Raw genomic sequence first — 19,670 nt, forward strand, 5'->3', positions numbered from 1 at the left:
TAGAACGTGGCTCATCTATTGGTCACAGATGCGCGTATCTGTCCAAAGGACTTTACTGCGGGTATTTCAGTTCATTTTCCCGCAGTCATCTGAAATGTTTGTCAAATTCCGCACGATCTTGCGCCCGAAAATGTGCCAGAACAGTCGCGCTCGCACGGCCTTTCAGTAGATCGTAGCCGCTCAATCTATACCTGATGCTTTCGAGGAATTTTGCACGGTTCAAGCGTTCCTCGATGGTTCGCTCTTTGCGACCCACGCGCTCTTCTAGGTATCCTAGAGCTTGCTGACGCGTCATCTCGTCGACGTTCGTGAGCCAGTAGAATTCCACAGCAATCAGTTTTGTTATCTCTATGGCTGGTGGTCTGCCCTTCGAAGGCTTCATCCCGCCTTCAAGGAGTTCGACGAGGAAGCCGCGCTCACCATCGTTCAGAGGTTTATTGCGCAACAGGAGCGTTTTCAGCTCCTCATAGTCGCCCTCCCGAGCCGCGATTTCTGCGGACTGCCTATGCTTTGCAACCAGCACTTCGATAGCGTCCATGTCGTTCCGACAGACTGCATCCATGAAGGCAGGGTAATCGGGATCATCTCTGAAATCTGGGATCATTGGCGTGCTCCGATATGCACGACATTGGACGCCGCCTTGCTCTCCACCAGATCCAGCACGAACCGCGCCCAGGCCTCCAGCGCCCGCCGCTTCTCTTCGCCGTAGTCGTGTCTCTGATAGATCCCAACGAGGCCCCCACCTGTGCCGGACGTATGATTCAGCACAGCCTCAGTGACCCGCACCGGAACGCCAAGCCTCGCCATTCCGGTCGCCGCCGTGCGCCGCAGATCGTGAAACGTCCATCGGGGGATTTCGAAAGGTTCGCCTGCCTCCCCGGTCGCGATCGCGGCCATCCGCTCAATGAGGCGGGCGTGACCCTTCGTGTAGCCCGAAACAGGACTCGTCCCGGTCGTGGTGAACAGGTAGCCTGGCGCACTTGGGACCCGCGCGACGCTCGCCAGAACGCCGTGGACCTCCGACGAGATCGGGACCCCGTGAGCCTTGCCATTCTTGGTGCGGCTGGCCGGTAGGTGCCACGCGTCGCCCGAGATCTCTGTGTTCGTCATCTCGGCCACCTCGCGAAGCCTCTGCCCGGTGAGCAGCAAGATCTTGGCGAGCGGCCCCCACGGTTGCCCGATGTCGTCACAGGCTTGCCACAGCCATCGAATTTCATCGTCGCTGAGAACGCGATCACGGCTAATCTCCTTCGCAATCGCCTTGACGCCCGTGACCGGCGAAAGGTCGATCACATCGCGAGCCACGCACCAGTTCATGAACCCGCTCAGATAAGTCCGGAGACGGTTGGCACTCACAACACGTCCGGTGTCTGCGATCTCGTCCAGAAGGTCGATCACGTCGCGCTTGGCGATGTCATGAATGTCACGATCCCCCCATCGGCTGACCACATGCCGCTCAAGCTCACGCCGTGGGGTAGCGCCAGACTTGAGGTTCGCAAGGTAGCGATCACTGTAGAGCCGAAAGAGCGTCTTAACCTTATCGCGGTCTGAGAGCTGTGCTTCGAGGGTCTTCGCCTTTGCCGCTTGCTTTGCCGCGCTAGGGTCCCTTCCCGCCTCCAGCTCCTCCAGCGCCTCAGTTGCAGCTGCGCGCGCCGCGGCCAGCCCTAGAATAGGCCATCGACCGAGAGTTAGTTTCCGCGGCCTACCTGCGAAGCGATACCGCAGTGCCCAGCTCTTGGCGCCGCTTGGTTGTACCACGACATAAAGGCCCGAGAGTGCCGGATCGGGTATCTCTCGACGCCGCTCAGGATCTGGCCTCAGGGCTTCGACAGTCTTGGTTGTGAGAGCTCGCGCCATGATCAAAGGGTCTCCCGGGTAACATCTGGGGTAACAAAGGCAGTGAATTCAGATGCCGCCAGATGATGCGCAACGTTGCCAATTAAGAAAGTAAGGTCAACAAATATTGGAGAATTCGCGAGCTAGGTGACGTCGGATGAGCCTAGGAGAGAACCCATCTGGATAGATTGTGGATCAAGAGGTCTCCCGTTCGAACCGGGAAGGCGGTACCATTTACCCCAAGGTTTATAGATGAATTTCGCAGGGATGCCCTTCCGGGATTAGGGCGTCATTAATCTGGCTCTGCCATAGCGTACCGCATAACCAATGCGGAGGCGCTTAATGACCGCGCGAGGAAACGACGTTTCGCCAGAGTATACGGTGCGTGGAAAAGCTGCGGCATCTGCCCGGCAACCGAATCCGCTTGACAGCCTCCTCCGGCGCCTAAAACCCTCATCCGTCGCGCCGCTCCCTCTCCGGCGGATGTCTCGGATGATCCTTCTGGTCATCATTGCGCTTGCCACTGCGTTCACGGGCCTCGCCGCCCTGAGCTATGCACGCACCCTCGAGGGCCAGAAAGCATGGGCGCAGTACCGATTGACCAGCGATCCCGTTCTGCAATTGCAGGGCGCATTGCTGGCAGAGCTGGGCTACGGCGGCTTCATACACGACTTCAAGACCTACGTCTTGCGTGGGGGGCGCAGCACACTTGATAGCCTGGAACGGCGGCAAAGCGCGATTGTCACCATCCTCGACAAGCTTCGGGCAGAGTTGCCGGGGAAAGACGACGCAGAGGCCCTCGACACCATCGAAACCTCAATCAAGGCATACGTAAAAATGGCCACCCGTGCCAAGCGCATGCACGCCGCGCGAACGCCGCCCGAAGATATCGACGCGAACATTGCCACCGACCCAGCCCCGCTCCTTGCGGCACTGGACCGGGTTGTCGGCCCGATCGGCGAACGCGGCAGCACGCAGAAGCTATTGTTGATGATCGAACTGCGCCGCACGTTGGGTATTGGCGGTGTGATAGACAGCGCACTCGATTACATGATCCGTAAGCAGTCAGAAGATTTCAAGACGCTTCGGGAACAGCTGTCCACCGCCGCAGGCATCCTCGAACGCTATCAAGCCAACACGCTGACCACCGAGGAATCCGCAGCAATCGACAGCCTGTCAGAGCTGCTCGTTGCCATCGATGCAGCGGCAACCAGCGCCTGGGACGTGGACCGCCCAGGCACGAACCGCGAGACCATGGACGATGTGCAGGCATGGGATGATACCGCTGCCCTCTCTGCTCTGAGGGTCCTGGATCTAGGCATTCTCCGCGACCGTGCCCAAGAGGCGCATGTCCTCACGAACACGTTGGCCCAGGGCGCGCGGATGACGCTCCTGGTCTCTGTCGGTGTCGTTGTCGCCCTGCTCTGCCTCGCGCTCTTTGTGCGGCGGACGGTTGAGATATCCGCCGTACGCCCGGCCACCGCAATCTCGGACGCCGTCACACGTCTTGCCAAAGGTGACGTCTCCGTCAAACTAGACCATCATGTCTCTGACACCGAGATCGGCGCCATCGCGAAGGCCTGCGAGACGTTTCGCTCCCTGCTTGAGCAAAATGCGGACATGTCGGCCAAGGCCACGAAAGATGCCGACATCCATCGCCGGCAGGCCGAGAACACCCGTGCCCTGATCGACCAACAAACCCTGCTGCAGTCCGAAGTCAGACGCCGCGCAGAGGCAATCAGCCACGAAGTGGCGAGCATTTCTCACGCGGCCCAGGATCTGTCGGCTCGCACGGAGGAGCAGGCCAATACGCTCGAAAGAAGCGCGGCCGCGCTGGAACAGCTCTCCGCCTCCGTGGACTCGGTGGCTGGCGCCGCGCGCGAATCGCGCTCGGAAACCGCCAAGATGGCCGAAATGATTCGCTTGGTGAGCGGCATACTCGACGAGGCCATCACCGGGATGAATCGGATCGTCGCATCATCGTCTGGCATTTCGAGAGTGACGGACATGATCGAACAGATCGCCTTCCAGACCAACCTTCTGGCTCTCAATGCCGGAGTGGAGGCCGCGCGTGCAGGCGAGGCCGGCAAGGGCTTTGCCGTGGTCGCCGCAGAGGTGCACGCCCTGGCTCAGAAATCATCCAGCTCGGCCGCTGAGATTAAAGAGATGATTGCCATCAGCGATCACGAGATCAAGGCCGGATCTGCACAGCTGGCCCGTGCCGGCACCAGCTTTGCCGACATCACCGCGCTCGTCGACGCGGTCGAACGGATCTCGGAAGACGTGGCGCACTCGACGGAGAAACAGGGGCGCGGGCTGCGCGATCTGAGCGCATCGGTCGGCAAGCTTGACGTGGCAACGCAACACAACGTCGCGATGTTCGAAGAAACTGCCGCCTCAACCGCGAAACTGTCACATAATGTCGAAGCTCTGATCGCCACCAGCGACCGGGTCAGTGCCGCGGTGCAGCCAGAGCCGCCGCTGAAGCTCACCGGTTGATACGCAGCAGCTCAGCCCATCACCCGTCGAAGACTTGCGGTTACCGCAAAGAAGATGGCGGCAGCGCAAACCATGGACGGGCCGGCCGGGGTGTCGAACAGGTAGGCGCCCCAAAGCCCCCCAAGCGCAGACAGGGCGCCGATCAGGGCAGTCAGCAACACCATGGTTTCAGGACTGCGCGCAAATGGCCGCGCCGCAGCGGCAGGTATCAAAAGCATGGCACTGACCAGCAACGCTCCGACAACCTTGATTGCCACCGCGACCGCCAGCGCCAGTGCCAGCGTCAGGATCCGCTGCTCTCGCCTCGGGTCGATGCCGCTTGCCCACGCAAGGTCCGGAGACACGGTCGATGTCAAAAGTGCCTGCCAGCGCCACGCCAGCAGAGCGATCACTGCCGCCGCACCGCCCCAGATCACCGCCAGGTCGTCTCGCGTGACGGCAAGGATGTCACCGAAGAGGTAAGCGGTAAGGTCAAGACGAACACCATCCACGAAGGTGACAGCGACCAGACCAAATGCTAGTGCGCTATGCGCCATCACGCCCAGCAGCGTATCCATGGCAAGTCCGCGCTCCGACAAGGCCCCTACCGTCAGAGCCATGAGCAACGCCACCACCATGGTGCCGAGGCTGATTGGAAGCGCAAAGGCCAACGACAGCGCCACCCCAAGGATCGCCGCATGAGCCGTCGCATCGCCGAAATACGCCATGCGCCTCCAGGCCACGAAACAGCCAAGTGGCGCTGCCGCAAGCGACAGGCCAAGACCCGCGAGGGCCGCCCTCACCAGGAAATCGTCCAGCATTCAGCGCCCCTCGGCAGCGGTGGCGGGTTCGGTCCGCGCATGGGAATGGGGATGGTGGTCATGGCTGCATCCCGGATCATGCACGTGACTGTGTTCGTGCCGATAGAGCGCCAGTGCGCCATTGGTCCCGGTCCCGAACAGCGCCCTGTATTCTGCAGCCTGGGCCACAGCCTCGGGACGCCCCTCGCAACAGACGTGCCCGTTCAGGCAAACCACACGATCCGAAGCGCTCATCACCACGTGCAGCTCGTGGCTGACCATGACGACCGCGCAGCCAAGCCGTGACCGGATATGCTCGATCTGCCGGTAGAATGCGGCGGATCCCGGCTGATCAAGCCCCTGTGTCGGCTCATCGAGAAGCAGCACCTGGGGTCGCTCCAAAAGCGCCCGCGCAAGGACCACGCGCTGCAGTTGCCCGCCCGACAGACCAGCCAATGGGCGATCCCCAAGTTGCCCTGCCCCGGCGTCTTCCAGCGCCCTCCGGCGCTCCGCAGCCGAAATCCGCCTCGGCAGCGACAGGAACCGCATCACGTCCAGCGGCAGCGTCGGATCCAGCGCCAGCTTCTGCGGCACATACCCAAGCCGCAACCCCGCTTGGCGCCTCACGTGCCCAGCCTCGGGCCGGACCGCACCGATCATTGTGCGCAACAGCGTCGATTTTCCCGACCCGTTCGGCCCGACGATCGTTACGATTTCCTCGGGACCCACACTGAAATCCACCCCCTGCAAAACCGGACGGCCGCCCAGGGAAACTCTCAACCCGGAGGCTTCGATCAAAGCGGAGCGCGTGCTCATGCGGCGGCCCCGCGACAGCTGCGACAGGTCCCCTCTGCTTCGACGACGGCCCGATCCACCACGAAATCAAGTCCGCCAGCAGCCGTCATCACCGCCTGCGAGATCCCCTCCGATGGCATCTCGGCCACGAGGCCACAGCTCTTGCAGATCAGGAAGGACGGCGCGTGCCGTTCGCCGGGATGGGCGCAGGCAATAAACGCATTGAGCCGCTCGAGCTTATGCGCAAACCCATGCCCCACAAGGAAATCCAGCGCCCGGTATACCGTCGGCGGCTGCGCCCCCAAGCCGTCCGCGCGCAAAACGTCAAGAAGGTCGTAAGCGCCCATGGCACGGTGCTCACGCAGCAGGATCTCCAGCACACGGCGACGCTGCGCCGTGAGCTGCAGCCCCTTTCGGGCACAGGTCTCCTCGGCCGTCTGAAGCGCTTGCGCCATGCAGTGCCCGTGATCGTGGGTATCGAATCCGCTCGCTGTCATCATGAGCCTCCGTATCCGGCGGGGATCGTCGGACCCCGAGTTTCAGGGTTGATATGTTATATCAGCGGCGCTATCAAGTGGCGATTCGTTATAACATAACAGGACACGCCATGTTGAGACCCCTCCTTCCCGCGCTGCTGTTGGCCACCCCCAGCATCGCTGAGGTTCCGCGAACCGTTGCCGACATTGCCCCGGTGCAATCGCTCGTGGCTGCGGTCATGGGCAAACTTGGCAGCCCCGAGCTCCTGATTCCCCAAGGCGCCTCACCACATGATCATGCCATGTCTCCATCCGAGGCGCGGAACCTGCAAGATGCAGATCTTGTCTTCTGGATCGGTCCCAACCTAGCGCCGGGCCTCGAGGACAAGATCAACACGATCGCGGAAGGCGCGCAGCAGGTCACGCTTGGCGAGCTGGACGTGACGTCTATGCTCCCCATGCGCAAGGATGTGATCTTCGCCACGCAAAGCGATGACCAGCATGATCACGATGATCACGATGATCACGATCATGCCGAAGCCCATTCGGACGGCCACGGTCACGGTCACGATCATGAACACCACGGCACGGAGGACCCTCACGTCTGGCTCTCCCCGGAGAACGCGATCGCTTGGCTGCAACCCATCGCGGATGCGCTCACCGAGGCCGACCCGGAAAATGCAGACACTTATAGCCAAAATGCAGAGCAAGCGCGCGCCGACATCGAGGACGCTGTAGCCAACGCCAACGACAGCCTGAAAGTCGCCCATGGGCAGCACTACGTGGTCTTCCACGACGCCTACCAATATTTCGAAACCACGTTCGGGCTCGAAGTGCTCGGCGCTCTGCGACTGTCGGATGCCTCCGCTCCCAGCCCCGCCCAGCTCGACGCGCTGCGCGACCGGATCGAAGATGCGGAGATTGCCTGCGCTTTCGCCGAGCCCCAGTTCGACCCGCGCCTGCTTGAGACGGTGACCGAGGGCACAGGCCTGCCCGTGGCAGAGCTCGATCCGCTCGGCACGAAGCTGGAGCTGGGCGCAGGGCTGTACCCCGCCCTCGTTACCGACCTGGCACAGCGCATCGCCACTTGCGCCAACTGACACCTTGGCGCGGCGCTCAAAAGCTGCCGCCGCGCTTCACACCATATCGACCCGGGACGCCGCTTCCGCCGTCTGCCCCCCTCAGTCTCGTCGTGCCGAAAATTTTCCGGGGGGATGAGGCCCTTGGCCTCAAGGGGGCAGATCTCGCGCATTGCCGCCCCGAAGTGTGGCTCCCGAAGACGCCCGCAAGGGCGGCCGCCGGGACAGGAAATCAGTGCGGCTTGCCCTCGCGAGCCGCACGCTCCGCCGCGTCTATGGCTTCTTCGATGTCCTCGGGATCAGTTGAGGGTACGGCATATTCACCGGAAACCCATTTCGACAGATCCACGTCGGCACAGCGTCGCGAACAGAACGGACGGTACTCCTTTACCGTTTCCTTCGCGCAGATCGGACAGCTCATCGCAGCACCTCGCGCAGCGGCACCCGTTCGCGCTTGCGCTGCAATTCCATGAGGCCCAGCTGGGTCCAGCCTGCCAGCACCGTCTCGGTGTCATCGAGCTTGAGCGCGGCGCGCAGCACCTGCTCCATCTGGCGGCGGTCCTTCTTGGGCGCGGGCGCTGCATCCACGAGGATCATGCCGCCAAGGCCGCGCAGCCGCAGCTGCCGGGGCAGTTCGCGCAGAGCGGCGATATTGGCCTTGAGTCCCGCCGCAGGCGAGGTGTCGCCCCCGGTGTTCACATCCACCGCCACCAGCGCTCGGGTCGGCTCGATGCACATGGAGCCGGACCCAGGCAGCGGCACCTCGGGGCTACGCAACGCCTCGAGCTCATCCAGTACGCCGTGGCGGTCGAAGCTTCCCGGTTCGCCATCGACCTCGGTCGCGGGCCATTCGCGCCAGGCCAGTTCGTGCGGGCCATCGCCCTGCACCAGCATCTCCGGCTCGCCCGACCCATCGGCCATGACCTGAGCCGCAAGCTGCGCCATGGCGGCAATGTCTTCGGCGATGTGCTCCGGGTCAGCACCTTCACAGGAAGAGCGCAGGATCAGGCCGTGCTCACCTTCCATGACCTCCTTGGCCACGAGCATCAGCTCGTCGCGCAGATCGTCATCCTTGATCCGGCGCGAGATGTTGATGCCCGGCGCGCCGGGGGTGACAATGGCATAGCGCGACTTGAAAAGGATGCGCGTGGTGACCGGGATCGCTTTGCCCGGCTCTGCATGGCCAGTGACCTGCACCAGCAGCGCGTCGCCGGGAGCAACGCCCTTGACCTGCCGCAGGAATGCGTTGCCATCCGGGGTCTGGAGGAACATGCCGCCCTGCCCCTTCATGGGGCGCAGCGCGTGGGCGCGGTAGATGGTGCCCGGACGCGGCGCGTCGCTGTCGATCAGCAGATCATGCAGCCGCCCGTCGACAATCAGCGCTGCCGCCTCGGCCTCGCCGACGGTGTCGAGCGCGATGGTGGAACCCTTCATGACAGATCCTTGTAAAGGGGATAGCCCGCCGCGATCAGCAGGTTGGCGGTCTCCGCCATGGGAAGGCCCACGACGGCGGTGAAGCTGCCGTTGATCCACGGGATGAAGGCGCTTGCCGCGCCCTGAATGCCGTAGCCCCCCGCCTTGCCGCGCCAGTCGCCTGAGGCGAGATAGGCGTTCAGCTCTTCGTTGGACAGGTTCTTCATCTGCACCTGCGTAACCACGTCCCGTTCCCAGATGCGCGCGCCACGGCGGACGGCCACGGCGGTGATCACCCGGTGACGACGACCCGAAAGCGCGAGAAGGAATTCGGCGGCCTGCTTTTCATCCTCAGGCTTGCCGAGGATGCGGCGACCAAGCGCCACGGTGGTGTCGGCGGACAGCACGATGTCATCCGGCCCGGCGTCTATCGCCTCTGCCTTCTCACGGGCGAGACGCGCGCAATAGGGGCGCGGCAACTCACCACGGCGGGGGTCTTCGTCGATGTCCGGGGATTGGATCCCGGCCGGGATCACCCCAAGCTGCGCGATCAGCTCGCGCCTGCGGGGGCTGCCGGATCCGAGGATCAGGCTCGGGACCGCGGGCATATCGTCACCCCCGGTCACGTGCGGACCCGCCGCACGGTTTCATGCAGCGAATACAAACGCATGCGATGCTTACTTGAAGCGATAGTTGATCCGACCCTTGGTCAGGTCGTAGGGGGTCATTTCCACCTGTACGCGGTCGCCAGCCAGAACACGAATGCGGTTTTTCCGCATTTTCCCTGCCGTATGCGCGATGATCTCATGGCCGTTCTCGAGCTCGACCCGGAATGTCGCGTTGGGCAGGAGTTCCTTGACGACGCCGGGGAATTCGAGAATGTCTTCCTTGGCCATGGTCACTCCGTTCATTGCCATTCCGCTCTGAATCCGCGGAACAACCGAGCATATGCGCTCAATCGGAAGCTTTTTCAAGTAGGATATGGACGCCCGCCCCGAAAATCGCGGCAGGCCGTCGCATCAGCTGAAGGGCCGCAGCGCCGCGGGCGCGTCACGCCCGGTCTGTTCGTCCCAATGGGTGCGGTTGAGCACGACTCCATCCTCGCGGACCCGCGCCACCGCGTCAAGATCGAGTTCCGCGATGGTCCAGCCGGGCCGGTTCAGAACGCCTTCCGCCAGCACCCCATTGGCCGGAAAACCGGTATCCGGCGGGCCGAAAATGCCGCCCATGCCGCAATTGGTGTCCACCGCCTCGGACCAGTCGCAATCGCCCACGGTCGAGGCCATGACGGTGACGCACTGCTGCTCCAGTGCCCGGGCCATCGCTCCGATCCGCACCCGGTGGTACCCGTGTTCGGCCTCGGTACAGGAGGGCACGAGGATGAGGTCCGCGTTCATCATCGCCCGCGCCAGCAGCGGGTACTCACTGTCGTAACAGATCAAAATGCCGATCTTGCCAAGCGACGTGTCGAAGACCGTCAGCGGCCCGCCCCCGGCAACGCCCCACTCCTCACGTTCGAACCGGGTCATGATCTGCTTGTCCTGTACGCCCATGTCGCCCGAGGGCGCGAAGAAGCGGGCGCGATTTACCGGCAGCGTCCCGAGCGTGTCATCGTAGACCGGCGCCGAAGCGGCGAGGATGTGCAGCCCGTGTTTCCGCGCAAGCTCGGCGTGGAGCGCATCAGCTTTCGGCACGAGATCGGAAACGGCCTGCAGAGAAGCCTGCAGATCCCTCGCCGTGGGGCGGCCCGCCAGCGTGGCCAGCTCCATGGCGCCGTATTCGGGGAACACCAGCAGGTCCGCACCCTGCGCCTTTCCGTCTTCGACCCAGTCCGTGAGTTTGCGCACATAAGCGTCCCAGCTTTCGAGGAAGCTCATGGGATAGGCGGCGGCGGCGAGTTTCATCGGTGGCGCTTTCGGCTGGGGCCGGAGGGGGCTCTGCCCCAGTCCCTACGGGACTCCCCCGGCGTATTTTTCAAGAGAGAAGGGGCGGGCGTGGAGTGGGGTCAGAGGCGGCGGATCCAGAATTGCAGGGGGTGGTCGGTTTGTTCGCTGTCCCCGACATCCTTCCAGTGGAAATGGGCGACGGCGCCATCCAGCTTTTCGTAGCCGCGCTTGCGCCAGAAGGCATCGAGCGGGCGGTAAGAGGCGGGGCGCGCCGGATGATCCATCGGGCGCTGCACACCACAGAAGGCGGCATGGGTGCGCCCCAGGTCGCGGGCATGGGCTTCGCGCAGGTCGAAAAAGCGGTGCCCGATCCCCTGCCCCCGGTATTCGGGCAGCAGCACGGATTCGGCGTTGTAGAAGATCGTGGAGAGCTCGAGCCCGGAGCCAGCGAATGCCTCGGCGAAATCGCTGGCGTGGTCCTCCATGGGAGTGCCGGTGGCCGCGCCCACGAGGCGGGTGCCGGCGAACGCGCCCACCAGCACCGCACCGGGACTGGTGCGGTAGACCTCGAGGTAATCGCGTTCGTAGGCCAAATCGCCATCGTAGAGATAGGGCCAGTCGCGGAACACCGCGATGCGCAGCCCTGCCACGTCATCAAGCGCGGCATCGAGCGCCGCGCCAGTGAGAACCTCAACCCGCATCAGGCGGCCTTCGACACCTGGGCGATCCAGTCCGAGAGATTGTAGTAGGTCACCACGCGGGTGATTCTGCCCCCTTCGAGCGAAAAGAACGAGCCAGCTGGCAGGCGGTAGGTCTGGCCATTGGCCTCGGGCAGGCCTTCGTCGGTAGCAAGGTAGGTGCCGTTCACGGTGTATTCAGCAGCGGCGCGGGTGCCGTCCTCCGAGGCGAAGATCACCATGTCCGTCAGGTTTTCGCGATAGCAGTGCGACATGTGGGCACAGAATTCGGCGAATTTCACCTTGCCGACGCGGATGTTGCCCTCGTTGACGTGGTGGGCCACGTCCGGGTGCAGGCAGTCGAGCATGGCGTCCGTGTCGTCCGCGTTGAAGGCCTCGAAGTAGGCCCTGATGGTGTCTCGGCTCATCTGTCTCCCCATTTCTCCTTGAGGCGCTCGCGGATCTGGTCGCGGGTCTGCCGGTATGCGTTCAATTTGGTCTCGCGGGTTTCCCCGAGCCCGGTGGGATCCATGATCGGCCAATATTCGACCGTCAAGTGATAGAACCGGGTGAGGTCCAGCGCCGCGCGCTGCGAGGCGGGGGACATGGCGATGATGACGTCGAAGCCCGAGAGCGTCTCGCCCATCTCCTCAAGGTCCTCGAAGCTGCGGGACTGGTGCTTGTCGAGCTCCACCCCGATTTCGCGGCAGACGGCGATGGCAAAGCCGTCCACGTCGAGGTCGTTCACCACGCCCACGGACTGGACATAGGTGTCGAAGCCGTAGAGCTTCTTCATGATGCCCTCGGCCATGGGCGAGCGGACTGCGTTGTGATCGCAGCAGAAAAGCACCGATTGCGGCAGGTTCTGCACGACTGTCAGCCCCCGTAATGCAGCACGCAGATGAGGGTGAAGAGCCGCCGTGCGGTGTCGGTGTCGACCACCGCCTTGCCCTCGAGCCGTTCCTGCAGGATGCGCGCGCCCTCGTTGTGGATGCCGCGCCGGGCCATGTCGATGGTCTCGATCTGGGAGGGGGCGGCGGATTTCACTGCGTCGAAGTAGCTCTTGCAGATCTGGAAGTAGTCGCGGACCACCTGTCGGAAGGGCGACAGCGACAGCAGGAACTGCGCTGCCGGCTCCCCCGCTTCGGTGGCAATATCGAAGACCAGCCGCTTGTCACGGATTGCCAGGCCAAGGCGGTAGGGCCCGGCAGGCACCTCGCGCTCGTCGCGCTGCGGCAGCTCGAAGCTGTTCTCTTCCATCAGGTCGAACATGGCGACGCGGCGCTCCTGTTCGATCTCCGGCGTGGGAGGCGGCAGGTTGGCGTCGTCGAGCTCGATTTGCGCGATGTGGCTCATGGGCATAGCTCCTCCGGGGGCGCCCATAGGAGTAGCGCGGCGCCCCTCCTGCCGCAATGCGAGCGTGTTCGTGGGCTGCTGTTTTTCCGGCTGCCGGCTGCTGGATGATCACAGGAATCGCGCCGATACATCTTCAAGCCGCAATTATTCCGGCCGAGGGTCAGGCCTTCGCCACCTCCATCACCCCAAGACTGGCCAAAGCGCAGACCGCAGCGTGTCGTCCATCGGTCGCGCGCCTACGCGGATGCTTGGCCGACAGCGGCGACGGTCTACCTCTGCGCCATGGCTCGGGACGGCAAGCCCCCTAGCCTGCGGCCCCTCAGTCGTTAAGCTTGCGCAGCCGGGCGGTGACGCTCAGGCCGTGCGCCTGCAGGCTTTCGGAGGCGGCCAGCGTCTCTGCGGCGGGGCCGATGGCCCGCAGCGCCTGCGGGGTCATCTGCGCCAGCGTGGTGCGCTTGAGGAAGTCGAGCACCGACAGCCCCGACGAGAACCGTGCGGAGCGCGCCGTGGGCAGAACATGGTTCGGCCCACCGACGTAATCGCCGATGGCCTCCGGCGTCCACTGCCCGAGGAAGATCGCCCCCGCGTGGCGGATCTTTTTCGACAGGGCCAGCGGATCCGCGACGCACAGCTCGAGGTGCTCTGGCGCCACCCGGTCCGACAGCAGTGCCGCCTCGTCGAGGTCGCGCACCACGATAACTGCGCCGTAATCACGCCAGCTTGCCCCTGCGATGGGGCCACGGTCAAGCTCGGTCAGAAGGCGGTCGATCTCGGCGCAGACGGCCTTGCCGAAGGCGGCGTCGGTTGTCACGAGGATGGATTGCGCGCTTTCGTCATGCTCGGCCTGACTAAGCAGGTCGAGAGCGACGAACTCGGGATCGTTGTCGCCGTCCGCGATGACGAGGATTTCGGACGGGCCGGCGATCATGTCGATACCAACCTTGCCGAACACCCGGCGCTTGGCCGCTGCCACGAAGGCGTTGCCCGGCCCGGTGATCTTGTCGACGGGGGCCACGGTTTCGGTGCCATAGGCCAGCGCGGCGATGGCCTGCGCGCCGCCGAGGCGATAGATTTCGTCAACCCCGGCGATGCGAGCGGCCAGAAGTACGAGGGGGTTCACCACGCCATCGGGGGTCGGCACGGTGATGCAGAGCCGTTCGACCCCGGCCACCTTCGCGGGAATGGCGTTCATCAGTACCGAGGAAGGGTAGCTGGCCAGCCCGCCGGGAACGTAAAGCCCTGCCGCCGCAACCGCGCCCCAGCGCCAGCCGAGCGTGGCACCATCCGGATCGGTCCATAGCGCATTGTCCGGCATCTGCCGGACGTGATAGGCCCGAATGCGCTCAGCCGCGATTTCCAGCGCGGCCCGCTCGTTGGCCGGGACCGATGCACAATGGGCCTCGATTTCCTCGGGCGTGAAACGCAGCCCTGATGGCTCCAGCTCAAGCCGGTCGAACTTCGCGGTCAGCTCCACGAGTGCGGCATCGCCCCGTGCGCGCACATCGGCGATGATCGCGGCCACCGTGTCGTCGACGTCAGGGCTGTCCTCGCGCTTGGCGGTCAGCAGCTGCGAGAAGGACAGCTCGAAATCGGCGTCGCTGGTATCTAGAAAGACGGGCATCAGTGTTCCTTCAAAAAGCTGGCCCGGTCATAAGCCGCGCCCCCCGCCCCCGCAAGGGTTGCAGGTTTCTCGCGCCGCGCCGGGCACGGCACCCGGCCGCCGGGATCAGCCTGCCTCCCGCGTGGGATACTTGAAGCCAGAGCAATCAGGGGGGCCGCGGTGGGGTGTCGAGCGCGCCCCTGCCTTTCTTCTCTTTCAAAATACGCCGGGGGAGTCTCCGCCGGAGACGGGGGCAGAGCCCCCTCCCCCGGTCAGCGTCAGGATCCGTGGTCCGGCAGATGGCCTGACACCGCGCCGTAAGGTCGTGTCACGTCGCGCAGGCCAAGCTCGAGCGCCTCGACCTCGGCGCGCAGGGCACCATCCCCGGCAAGGGTAAAGACGACAAAGCCCGCTCCGTCCTCGCCCGGCTCGAAATCCACCGAAAGCACCGAGAGCACCGAGTCGCGGTTTGCCGGGTCGATCCCCTGCCCCGCGACGCCCAGTACATTCTCCACCGTCACGAGACTGCGCACCCGCTCGGGCGGAGAGACATGTACCCCGTCCTCGCGGCGCAACCGGTTGACCAGCAGTGCCAGCCGCCGCTTGCGCTTTTGCCACGAGATATCGGCCACGGTCAGCACCGCATCCTGAAGCAGCGCCGAAAGCACTTGCAGGTCGTCAGGGTCCATCGCCCCGAGGTTCAGCGGCCCGCCGCTGGCATCTTCGAAGCGTGCGTCGCTCATTCGCCCTTCACCCTCTGAATCTTCGCGCCCACGCCCTCGAGCTTGCGGACGACGTGTTCATACCCCCGGTCGAGGTGATAGACGCGACTCACCATCGTCTCGCCCTCGGCGGCAAGCCCCGCAAGGATCAGCGACACCGAGGCGCGCAGATCGGTGGCCATCACGGGCGCGCCCTTCAGCCGCTCGACCCCGGTCACCCGGGCAGTGCCACCGGAGACGTCGATCTTCGCGCCCATGCGCATCAGTTCGGGCGCGTGCATGAAGCGGTTTTCAAAGATTTTTTCCTCGAGCACGCTGGTGCCCTCGGCAGTGCAGAGCACGGCCATCATCTGGGCCTGCAGGTCAGTGGGGAAGCCGGGGAACGGCTCGGTGGTCACATCGACCGCAGAGAGACGTCCGTTCTTGCGGGCGACCTTCAGCCCGGCGTCGGTTTCCTCGACCGAGATGCCTGCCGCGTCGAGCTTTTCGCAGAAGGCAGCCAGCAGGTCGATCCGGCCCCCGAGGCACTCCACCTCGCCGCCGCAAATCGCCGGGGCCAGCATGTAGGTGCCCAGCTCGATCCGGTCGGTGACCACGCGGTGGGTGGCCCCGCCAAGGCGCTCGACGCCCTGGATCTCGATGGTGTCAGTTCCCTCGCCCTCGATCTGGGCCCCCATCTTGCGCAGGCATTGTGCTAGGTCGACGATCTCGGGCTCGCGCGCGGCGTTCTTCAGAACCGTGCTGCCATTGGCAAGCGTCGCTGCCATCAGCGCGTTCTCGGTGGCGCCCACGCTGACCAGCGGAAACTCGACGATCCCGCCCGTCAGCCCGCCAGCCGGGGCCTTGGCGTGGACATAGCCTTCACGCAGGTCAAGCTCGGCGCCCATCGCCTCGAGCGCGCGCAGGTGCAGGTCCACGGGGCGGGCTCCGATGGCGCAGCCGCCGGGCAGCGACACCTCTGCCTCGCCAAAGCGCGCCAGCAGCGGCCCCAGCACTAGGATCGAGGCGCGCATCTTGCGCACGATGTCATACTCGGCACGGGTCGAGGTCAGATTATGGCTGGAAAGCGCCAGCACCTGACCGTCCTGCAGCGCCTGCACCTCGGCACCCAACGACTGCAGCAGCTGCGTCATGGTGCGGATATCCGACAGGCGCGGCGCGTTGGTCAGCGTCAGCGGCTCGTCCGACAGCAGAGTCGCGGGCATGAGGGTGAGGCACGCGTTCTTTGCGCCCGCGATCGGGATCTGGCCGGAAAGCGGCCCGTTCCCGGTGACGATGATGGAATCCATGTCCTGCTAGTCCTTCTTGTCGCTGCTCGTTTCGGACGAATCCGATGCGTTATTTTCAGTGGCCCTGCCGGAGGCGCGTGCCTTCGCCTGTGCCTTGCGGCGGGCCATGTTGCTTTTCAGCGCGGCCTTGAGCCGTGCGTCCCGGTCGTTCTTGCCGGATTTAGTGCTGCCTGTCTTGCGCTCCATGCACCTTTCTTAAAGCAGCGGAAAAAAACCGTCCAGATTGGGCTTGCGCCCCCCGAAAAGAGCGTTTAGAGACCCGCCCACACCAGATGGCACACAGCGCCAGACGGTGTCGGGCAGCTCCGCCGCCCAGCCCAGAAGACCCCTTGCATCGCAAGGAAGATCGGGTAAGACACGGCGGAATTGCTAGTGAAAACAGTGCTGCTGTAGCTCAGTGGTAGAGCACTCCCTTGGTAAGGGAGAGGTCGACAGTTCAATCCTGTCCAGCAGCACCATTCACTTCTTCCCTTCAAACGCCACACGGTAGAACACAGCGCCTCGCGGCTTTGAATTGCGCGGTATCCGTCCTATTCATTCTCACGCGTCGGTTCGTGTTTTCCTGTTTTGCAGAGAAAAAGCTGTATCGCTGGTCCGGTGTCGCCACCTCCTCAGGCAGGCTTAGTCGGTGTTTTCCGTAAAGCTGCGCTCTTGGGTGCGCGAGGCAGCCCGCGCAGGCCCCGGCGTGCATGAGTCCCCGCATGATCTAGCGCATCCGCTTGTCCGCCACCCCGGCGGTCAGAATCGCGCCTCCCGCGCAGGCTGCCACCTCGCCCCCGCCAGAATCAGCCGCGCCACGCGGTCGCAGTGCCCCTGCGCCGTCTCGCCGCAAGTCTGACCCAAGCGGAACAGTCGCGCGCCAGCCAGCGGAAGGATAGCCGCAACGGTGCGGTCTCTTCACGCACGATGGGCTTTGGCGTCACCACAAAGCGGGCACCGCGGGCCAGTAGCGCACCGAAGAAGATAGTGTCATCACCACCGCTGCGCCCAGAGGCGGCATCAAATCGCAGATCCTCCCAGCCGCTCCCCTGCCACAGCAGCGGCGGGTTGCAGGTGTGGCCCGTGAGGACCTTGCCACCGCGCAGGCGAACGGGCTGGGAATGGACTGCGCCGGGAACAGCCCCCGGCAGCGCTCAGCCCATGACCGGCGCGCCGGTGTTGGCACGAGGGTATGGACCCGGCGCAATACCGCCGATCCCGCGAAACCGCAGCAGCGGTCCGGTGCCGCCCTCTCGCGCCGGGTCAAACTCAAGCAGGGCCTCGGGGCGATGGTGGAAATGGTCGCGCACTAGCGCGCTGCGCCGCTTGTAGAGCGACAACAAGACGTCCCTGTAGACGGCCAGGTCCCACTGCGTCACCGGCTGGCCCGCCTGATCTTCCACAGAAGGCGCAAGAACACCTCGTGCACGTATCCCTTGCGCAGATACAGCAGGAGGTCAGCGAACACCGCCTGATTGGAACGCTGCACGTCCTCTAGGCCAAATTGCCCGCGGCAGAAGTGGATGTAGCTGTCCAACCATGCCTCGGGGTCGCGCACCGTCAGGATGAACCGAGCCCCCGGGGAACGGCGCATCGCAGGCCACATAAAGCGAGCCTTGTGAAAGCGGCATGTCCTGGAAGGCGTCGAAATCATCGCAGAAGTCACACCGGCGGGCGTAGGTGCCGTTGTCCGGCACCAGTTCGAGGATCTCTTCCTGTTCCAGCTGCTTGGGCATCCGCCACCGCGGTCGCACAGCACCTGTTTCAGTGTGGTGGTGGCGGTCTTGTTGAAACCAATGCATAACAGCTTGGAAAAGCCGGTGTTCGTGCGCGGCAATGCCCCCATCCGTGCCTCATATGCCTCGGCCTGCACGAACTTGTACCCCAGCGGGCGCAGCGCCGACTGGATGAGCCGCTTTGCGATCGACAAGCCCTTGTAGGCCATTGCCATTCCTGCCCTAGATGGTTCACGACGCGACGTGCGCAAACCAAACGCTGCAGCGCCCAGGCCACAAGCCCGCCCCATGCTCCACCCATGACCACCAGGATCGCCACGCCGCCATGACACCGCTCAGAGCCCTTCCCGACCGCTTTCGCAATGCCGCTGCGGGTTATCTTGCGCGCAGGGCGTTCCGTCGCATGCAGCCGGTCTCCGCGTCCGGTCCACTACTGGCGCTGGGGTTCGATGACGTACCGCAATCCACTGCCCATATCGGCGCAGAGTTATTGAGTGCACATGGCGCAAACGCCACCTTCTACGTCTCAGCCGGACTGAGCCGGACCGATACCGGCTGGCCTTGCGCCACGCACGAAGACCTCGTTGCACTTGTCGGCGAGGGCCACGAGATCGGCTGTCACGGCTATGCCCATATCGACTACAGCAAGCACAGCCGGACGGCCATCCGCGCGGACATCGATGCCAACGCCCGCGCCTTCGAGGCCATGGGCCTGAGACCGGCGCGCAACTTCGCCTATCCGTTCGGTCGCATCGCTCCGCGCGGGAAGGCCTTGTGCGGTGCCCATTTCGACAGCTGTCGCGGCGTGCGGCCGGGTTTGCTACAGGGCGGCGAGGCGGACCTTGCGCTGCTGCCTGCCGCGCCATTTGACCAAGGCACCGCGCAGGACGCGCTGCAGCTGATCGACAGGCTGGCCCGCGACGGCGGTGCTGCGATGCTGTTCAGCCATGCGGTGACGCCGTCGCCCAGCCCCTATGACTGCACCCCAAAGCAGCTGGAAACACTCCTGAACCGGTGTGCCGAGCATGGGGTCTCGGTGGTCACCACCGCCGAGCTCGTGAAGCGCTGTTTCCCGGGCCGATCCAGACGGCCCTGACTGCCGCATTGCAGCCGCCAAAGAAACGCCGTTGCAGGACAGCCCTGTTCGCATCATCTCAACTGCATGCTTTGAATTCACTGGAGCGAATATGAAGCCTGTGTGAAATCAGCGCAGGCATAAGATAAACGCTGGGACACTATTTTCTGAAACCTGTTTGCGCACTGCGCTTTTCAACACTTGCTGGACGAGTCGTCCCGCAACATGCCTCTGGAAATGTAAAGGTCTGCAGAGTTGTGCCTCTATGGCCGCTACTGTGCCTTCTACGAGGCGGTACGACCCGGGCTGTCCAGGTTATGGCAGGTTTGCGGACCCAGTGACGTATCCTACCGGCGCAGTATTGCCATGGACGTGATCTATTTGCGGAAGGCCTCACCGCGCCTCGACCTGTTGGTCATCTTGCGCATCATCAAGGTGCTGATGACGTTGCGCGGCGCCTGCTGACGCCGCGC

24 protein-coding genes and 1 tRNA gene are annotated in these 19,670 nt (G+C 64.0%); 5 read left to right on the forward strand and 20 right to left on the reverse strand.

Features of this window, described 5'->3' with window-relative positions; all coding sequences use genetic code 11:
* Positions 1-85 precede the first annotated feature (85 nt).
* Both IEX41_RS03255 and IEX41_RS03260 read right to left on the reverse strand, forming a co-directional pair.
* The gene (locus IEX41_RS03255) at positions 86-604 is read right to left on the reverse strand and encodes a hypothetical protein (RefSeq protein WP_188788721.1); all 519 of its coding nucleotides are present in this window, start codon (positions 602-604) and stop codon (positions 86-88) included.
* Entirely contained in the window at positions 601-1,857 is a 1,257-nt protein-coding gene (locus IEX41_RS03260) for a tyrosine-type recombinase/integrase (protein WP_188788723.1), read from the reverse strand. The genes IEX41_RS03255 and IEX41_RS03260 overlap by 4 nt, the downstream gene beginning before the upstream one ends.
* Positions 1,858-2,328: 471 nt before the next feature.
* Between IEX41_RS03260 and IEX41_RS03265 the strand changes: the two genes are divergently transcribed.
* Positions 2,329-4,335, forward strand: coding sequence for a methyl-accepting chemotaxis protein (locus IEX41_RS03265; RefSeq protein WP_188788724.1), 2,007 nt, complete (start codon positions 2,329-2,331; stop codon positions 4,333-4,335).
* Between the two features lie 11 nt (positions 4,336-4,346).
* Here the strand turns inward: IEX41_RS03265 and IEX41_RS03270 are convergent, their stop codons facing one another.
* From IEX41_RS03270 to IEX41_RS03280, 3 genes are read right to left on the reverse strand one after another with little or no spacing between them, the layout of a single operon-like run.
* Positions 4,347-5,135, reverse strand: a complete 789-nt coding sequence (locus tag IEX41_RS03270; RefSeq protein ID WP_188788726.1) for a metal ABC transporter permease — start codon at positions 5,133-5,135, stop codon at positions 4,347-4,349.
* Complete coding sequence (locus tag IEX41_RS03275) at positions 5,136-5,930, reverse strand: ATP-binding cassette domain-containing protein (protein ID WP_188788728.1); 795 nt, start codon at positions 5,928-5,930, stop codon at positions 5,136-5,138.
* Complete coding sequence (locus IEX41_RS03280) at positions 5,927-6,406, reverse strand: transcriptional repressor (RefSeq protein WP_188788730.1); 480 nt, start codon at positions 6,404-6,406, stop codon at positions 5,927-5,929. The genes IEX41_RS03275 and IEX41_RS03280 overlap by 4 nt, the downstream gene beginning before the upstream one ends.
* Before the next feature lie 110 nt (positions 6,407-6,516).
* On the opposite strand from IEX41_RS03280, the gene IEX41_RS03285 reads away from it, so the two are divergent.
* Positions 6,517-7,485 carry a zinc ABC transporter substrate-binding protein gene (locus IEX41_RS03285; RefSeq protein WP_188788732.1) on the forward strand — a complete coding sequence of 323 codons (969 nt, stop codon included), beginning with the start codon at positions 6,517-6,519 and terminating at the stop codon, positions 7,483-7,485.
* Between the two features lie 211 nt (positions 7,486-7,696).
* Here the strand turns inward: IEX41_RS03285 and IEX41_RS03290 are convergent, their stop codons facing one another.
* The 13 genes from IEX41_RS03290 to IEX41_RS03350 form a co-directional block, all read right to left on the reverse strand.
* Positions 7,697-7,885, reverse strand: coding sequence for a DNA gyrase inhibitor YacG (locus IEX41_RS03290; protein WP_188788734.1), 189 nt, complete (start codon positions 7,883-7,885; stop codon positions 7,697-7,699).
* Entirely contained in the window at positions 7,882-8,898 is a 1,017-nt protein-coding gene (locus tag IEX41_RS03295) for a ribonuclease E/G (RefSeq protein WP_188788736.1), read from the reverse strand. The genes IEX41_RS03290 and IEX41_RS03295 overlap by 4 nt, the downstream gene beginning before the upstream one ends.
* Positions 8,895-9,485, reverse strand: a complete 591-nt coding sequence (locus IEX41_RS03300) for a Maf family protein (protein WP_188788738.1) — start codon at positions 9,483-9,485, stop codon at positions 8,895-8,897. The genes IEX41_RS03295 and IEX41_RS03300 overlap by 4 nt, the downstream gene beginning before the upstream one ends.
* Before the next feature lie 69 nt (positions 9,486-9,554).
* A complete protein-coding gene (gene infA, locus IEX41_RS03305; protein WP_007792573.1) occupies positions 9,555-9,773 on the reverse strand; it encodes a translation initiation factor IF-1 in 219 nt (72 codons plus the stop codon).
* Positions 9,774-9,896: 123 nt separating this feature from the next.
* Positions 9,897-10,781 (reverse strand): carbon-nitrogen hydrolase family protein, encoded by an 885-nt coding sequence (locus IEX41_RS03310; protein WP_188788740.1) that lies wholly within the window; start codon positions 10,779-10,781, stop codon positions 9,897-9,899.
* Between the two features lie 101 nt (positions 10,782-10,882).
* On the reverse strand, positions 10,883-11,464 hold the full coding sequence (locus IEX41_RS03315; protein WP_188788743.1) for a GNAT family N-acetyltransferase: 582 nt from the start codon (positions 11,462-11,464) through the stop codon (positions 10,883-10,885).
* On the reverse strand, positions 11,464-11,868 hold the full coding sequence (locus tag IEX41_RS03320; protein ID WP_188788745.1) for a ketosteroid isomerase-related protein: 405 nt from the start codon (positions 11,866-11,868) through the stop codon (positions 11,464-11,466). The genes IEX41_RS03315 and IEX41_RS03320 overlap by 1 nt, the downstream gene beginning before the upstream one ends.
* Positions 11,865-12,311, reverse strand: coding sequence for an arsenate-mycothiol transferase ArsC (locus IEX41_RS03325; RefSeq protein WP_188788746.1), 447 nt, complete (start codon positions 12,309-12,311; stop codon positions 11,865-11,867). Before IEX41_RS03325 ends, IEX41_RS03320 begins: the two co-directional genes overlap by 4 nt.
* A gap of 5 nt (positions 12,312-12,316) precedes the next feature.
* Positions 12,317-12,796, reverse strand: a complete 480-nt coding sequence (locus IEX41_RS03330) for a UPF0262 family protein (RefSeq protein ID WP_188788748.1) — start codon at positions 12,794-12,796, stop codon at positions 12,317-12,319.
* 319 nt (positions 12,797-13,115) lie between these two features.
* Complete coding sequence (gene hisD / locus IEX41_RS03335; RefSeq protein WP_188788750.1) at positions 13,116-14,417, reverse strand: histidinol dehydrogenase; 1,302 nt, start codon at positions 14,415-14,417, stop codon at positions 13,116-13,118.
* A 257-nt stretch (positions 14,418-14,674) separates the two neighbouring features.
* Positions 14,675-15,139 (reverse strand): DUF2948 family protein, encoded by a 465-nt coding sequence (locus tag IEX41_RS03340; RefSeq protein WP_188788752.1) that lies wholly within the window; start codon positions 15,137-15,139, stop codon positions 14,675-14,677.
* Entirely contained in the window at positions 15,136-16,407 is a 1,272-nt protein-coding gene (gene murA, locus IEX41_RS03345; RefSeq protein ID WP_188788754.1) for a UDP-N-acetylglucosamine 1-carboxyvinyltransferase, read from the reverse strand. Before murA ends, IEX41_RS03340 begins: the two co-directional genes overlap by 4 nt.
* Before the next feature lie 6 nt (positions 16,408-16,413).
* Positions 16,414-16,593: a hypothetical protein gene (locus IEX41_RS03350; protein ID WP_188788756.1), complete on the reverse strand. Its 180-nt coding sequence runs from the start codon at positions 16,591-16,593 to the stop codon at positions 16,414-16,416.
* A 197-nt stretch (positions 16,594-16,790) separates the two neighbouring features.
* Here IEX41_RS03350 and IEX41_RS03355 point away from each other — a divergent pair.
* Positions 16,791-16,865, forward strand: a tRNA-Thr gene (locus tag IEX41_RS03355).
* A 675-nt stretch (positions 16,866-17,540) separates the two neighbouring features.
* Here the strand turns inward: IEX41_RS03355 and IEX41_RS03360 are convergent.
* Positions 17,541-17,765, reverse strand: a complete 225-nt coding sequence (locus tag IEX41_RS03360; RefSeq protein ID WP_188788758.1) for a hypothetical protein — start codon at positions 17,763-17,765, stop codon at positions 17,541-17,543.
* A complete protein-coding gene (locus IEX41_RS03365; protein WP_188788760.1) occupies positions 17,762-18,331 on the reverse strand; it encodes a sulfotransferase in 570 nt (189 codons plus the stop codon). The genes IEX41_RS03360 and IEX41_RS03365 overlap by 4 nt, the downstream gene beginning before the upstream one ends.
* 116 nt (positions 18,332-18,447) lie before the next feature.
* Here IEX41_RS03365 and IEX41_RS03370 point away from each other — a divergent pair, with 116 nt between their 5' ends.
* Positions 18,448-19,218 (forward strand): polysaccharide deacetylase family protein, encoded by a 771-nt coding sequence (locus tag IEX41_RS03370; RefSeq protein ID WP_188788762.1) that lies wholly within the window; start codon positions 18,448-18,450, stop codon positions 19,216-19,218.
* Between the two features lie 234 nt (positions 19,219-19,452).
* Positions 19,453-19,662: a sugar transferase gene (locus IEX41_RS03375; RefSeq protein WP_188788764.1), complete on the forward strand. Its 210-nt coding sequence runs from the start codon at positions 19,453-19,455 to the stop codon at positions 19,660-19,662.
* Positions 19,663-19,670 lie beyond the last annotated feature (8 nt).

The organism is Salipiger pallidus, from assembly GCF_014643635.1.
GTDB classification, from domain to species: Bacteria; Pseudomonadota; Alphaproteobacteria; order Rhodobacterales; family Rhodobacteraceae; genus Salipiger; species Salipiger pallidus.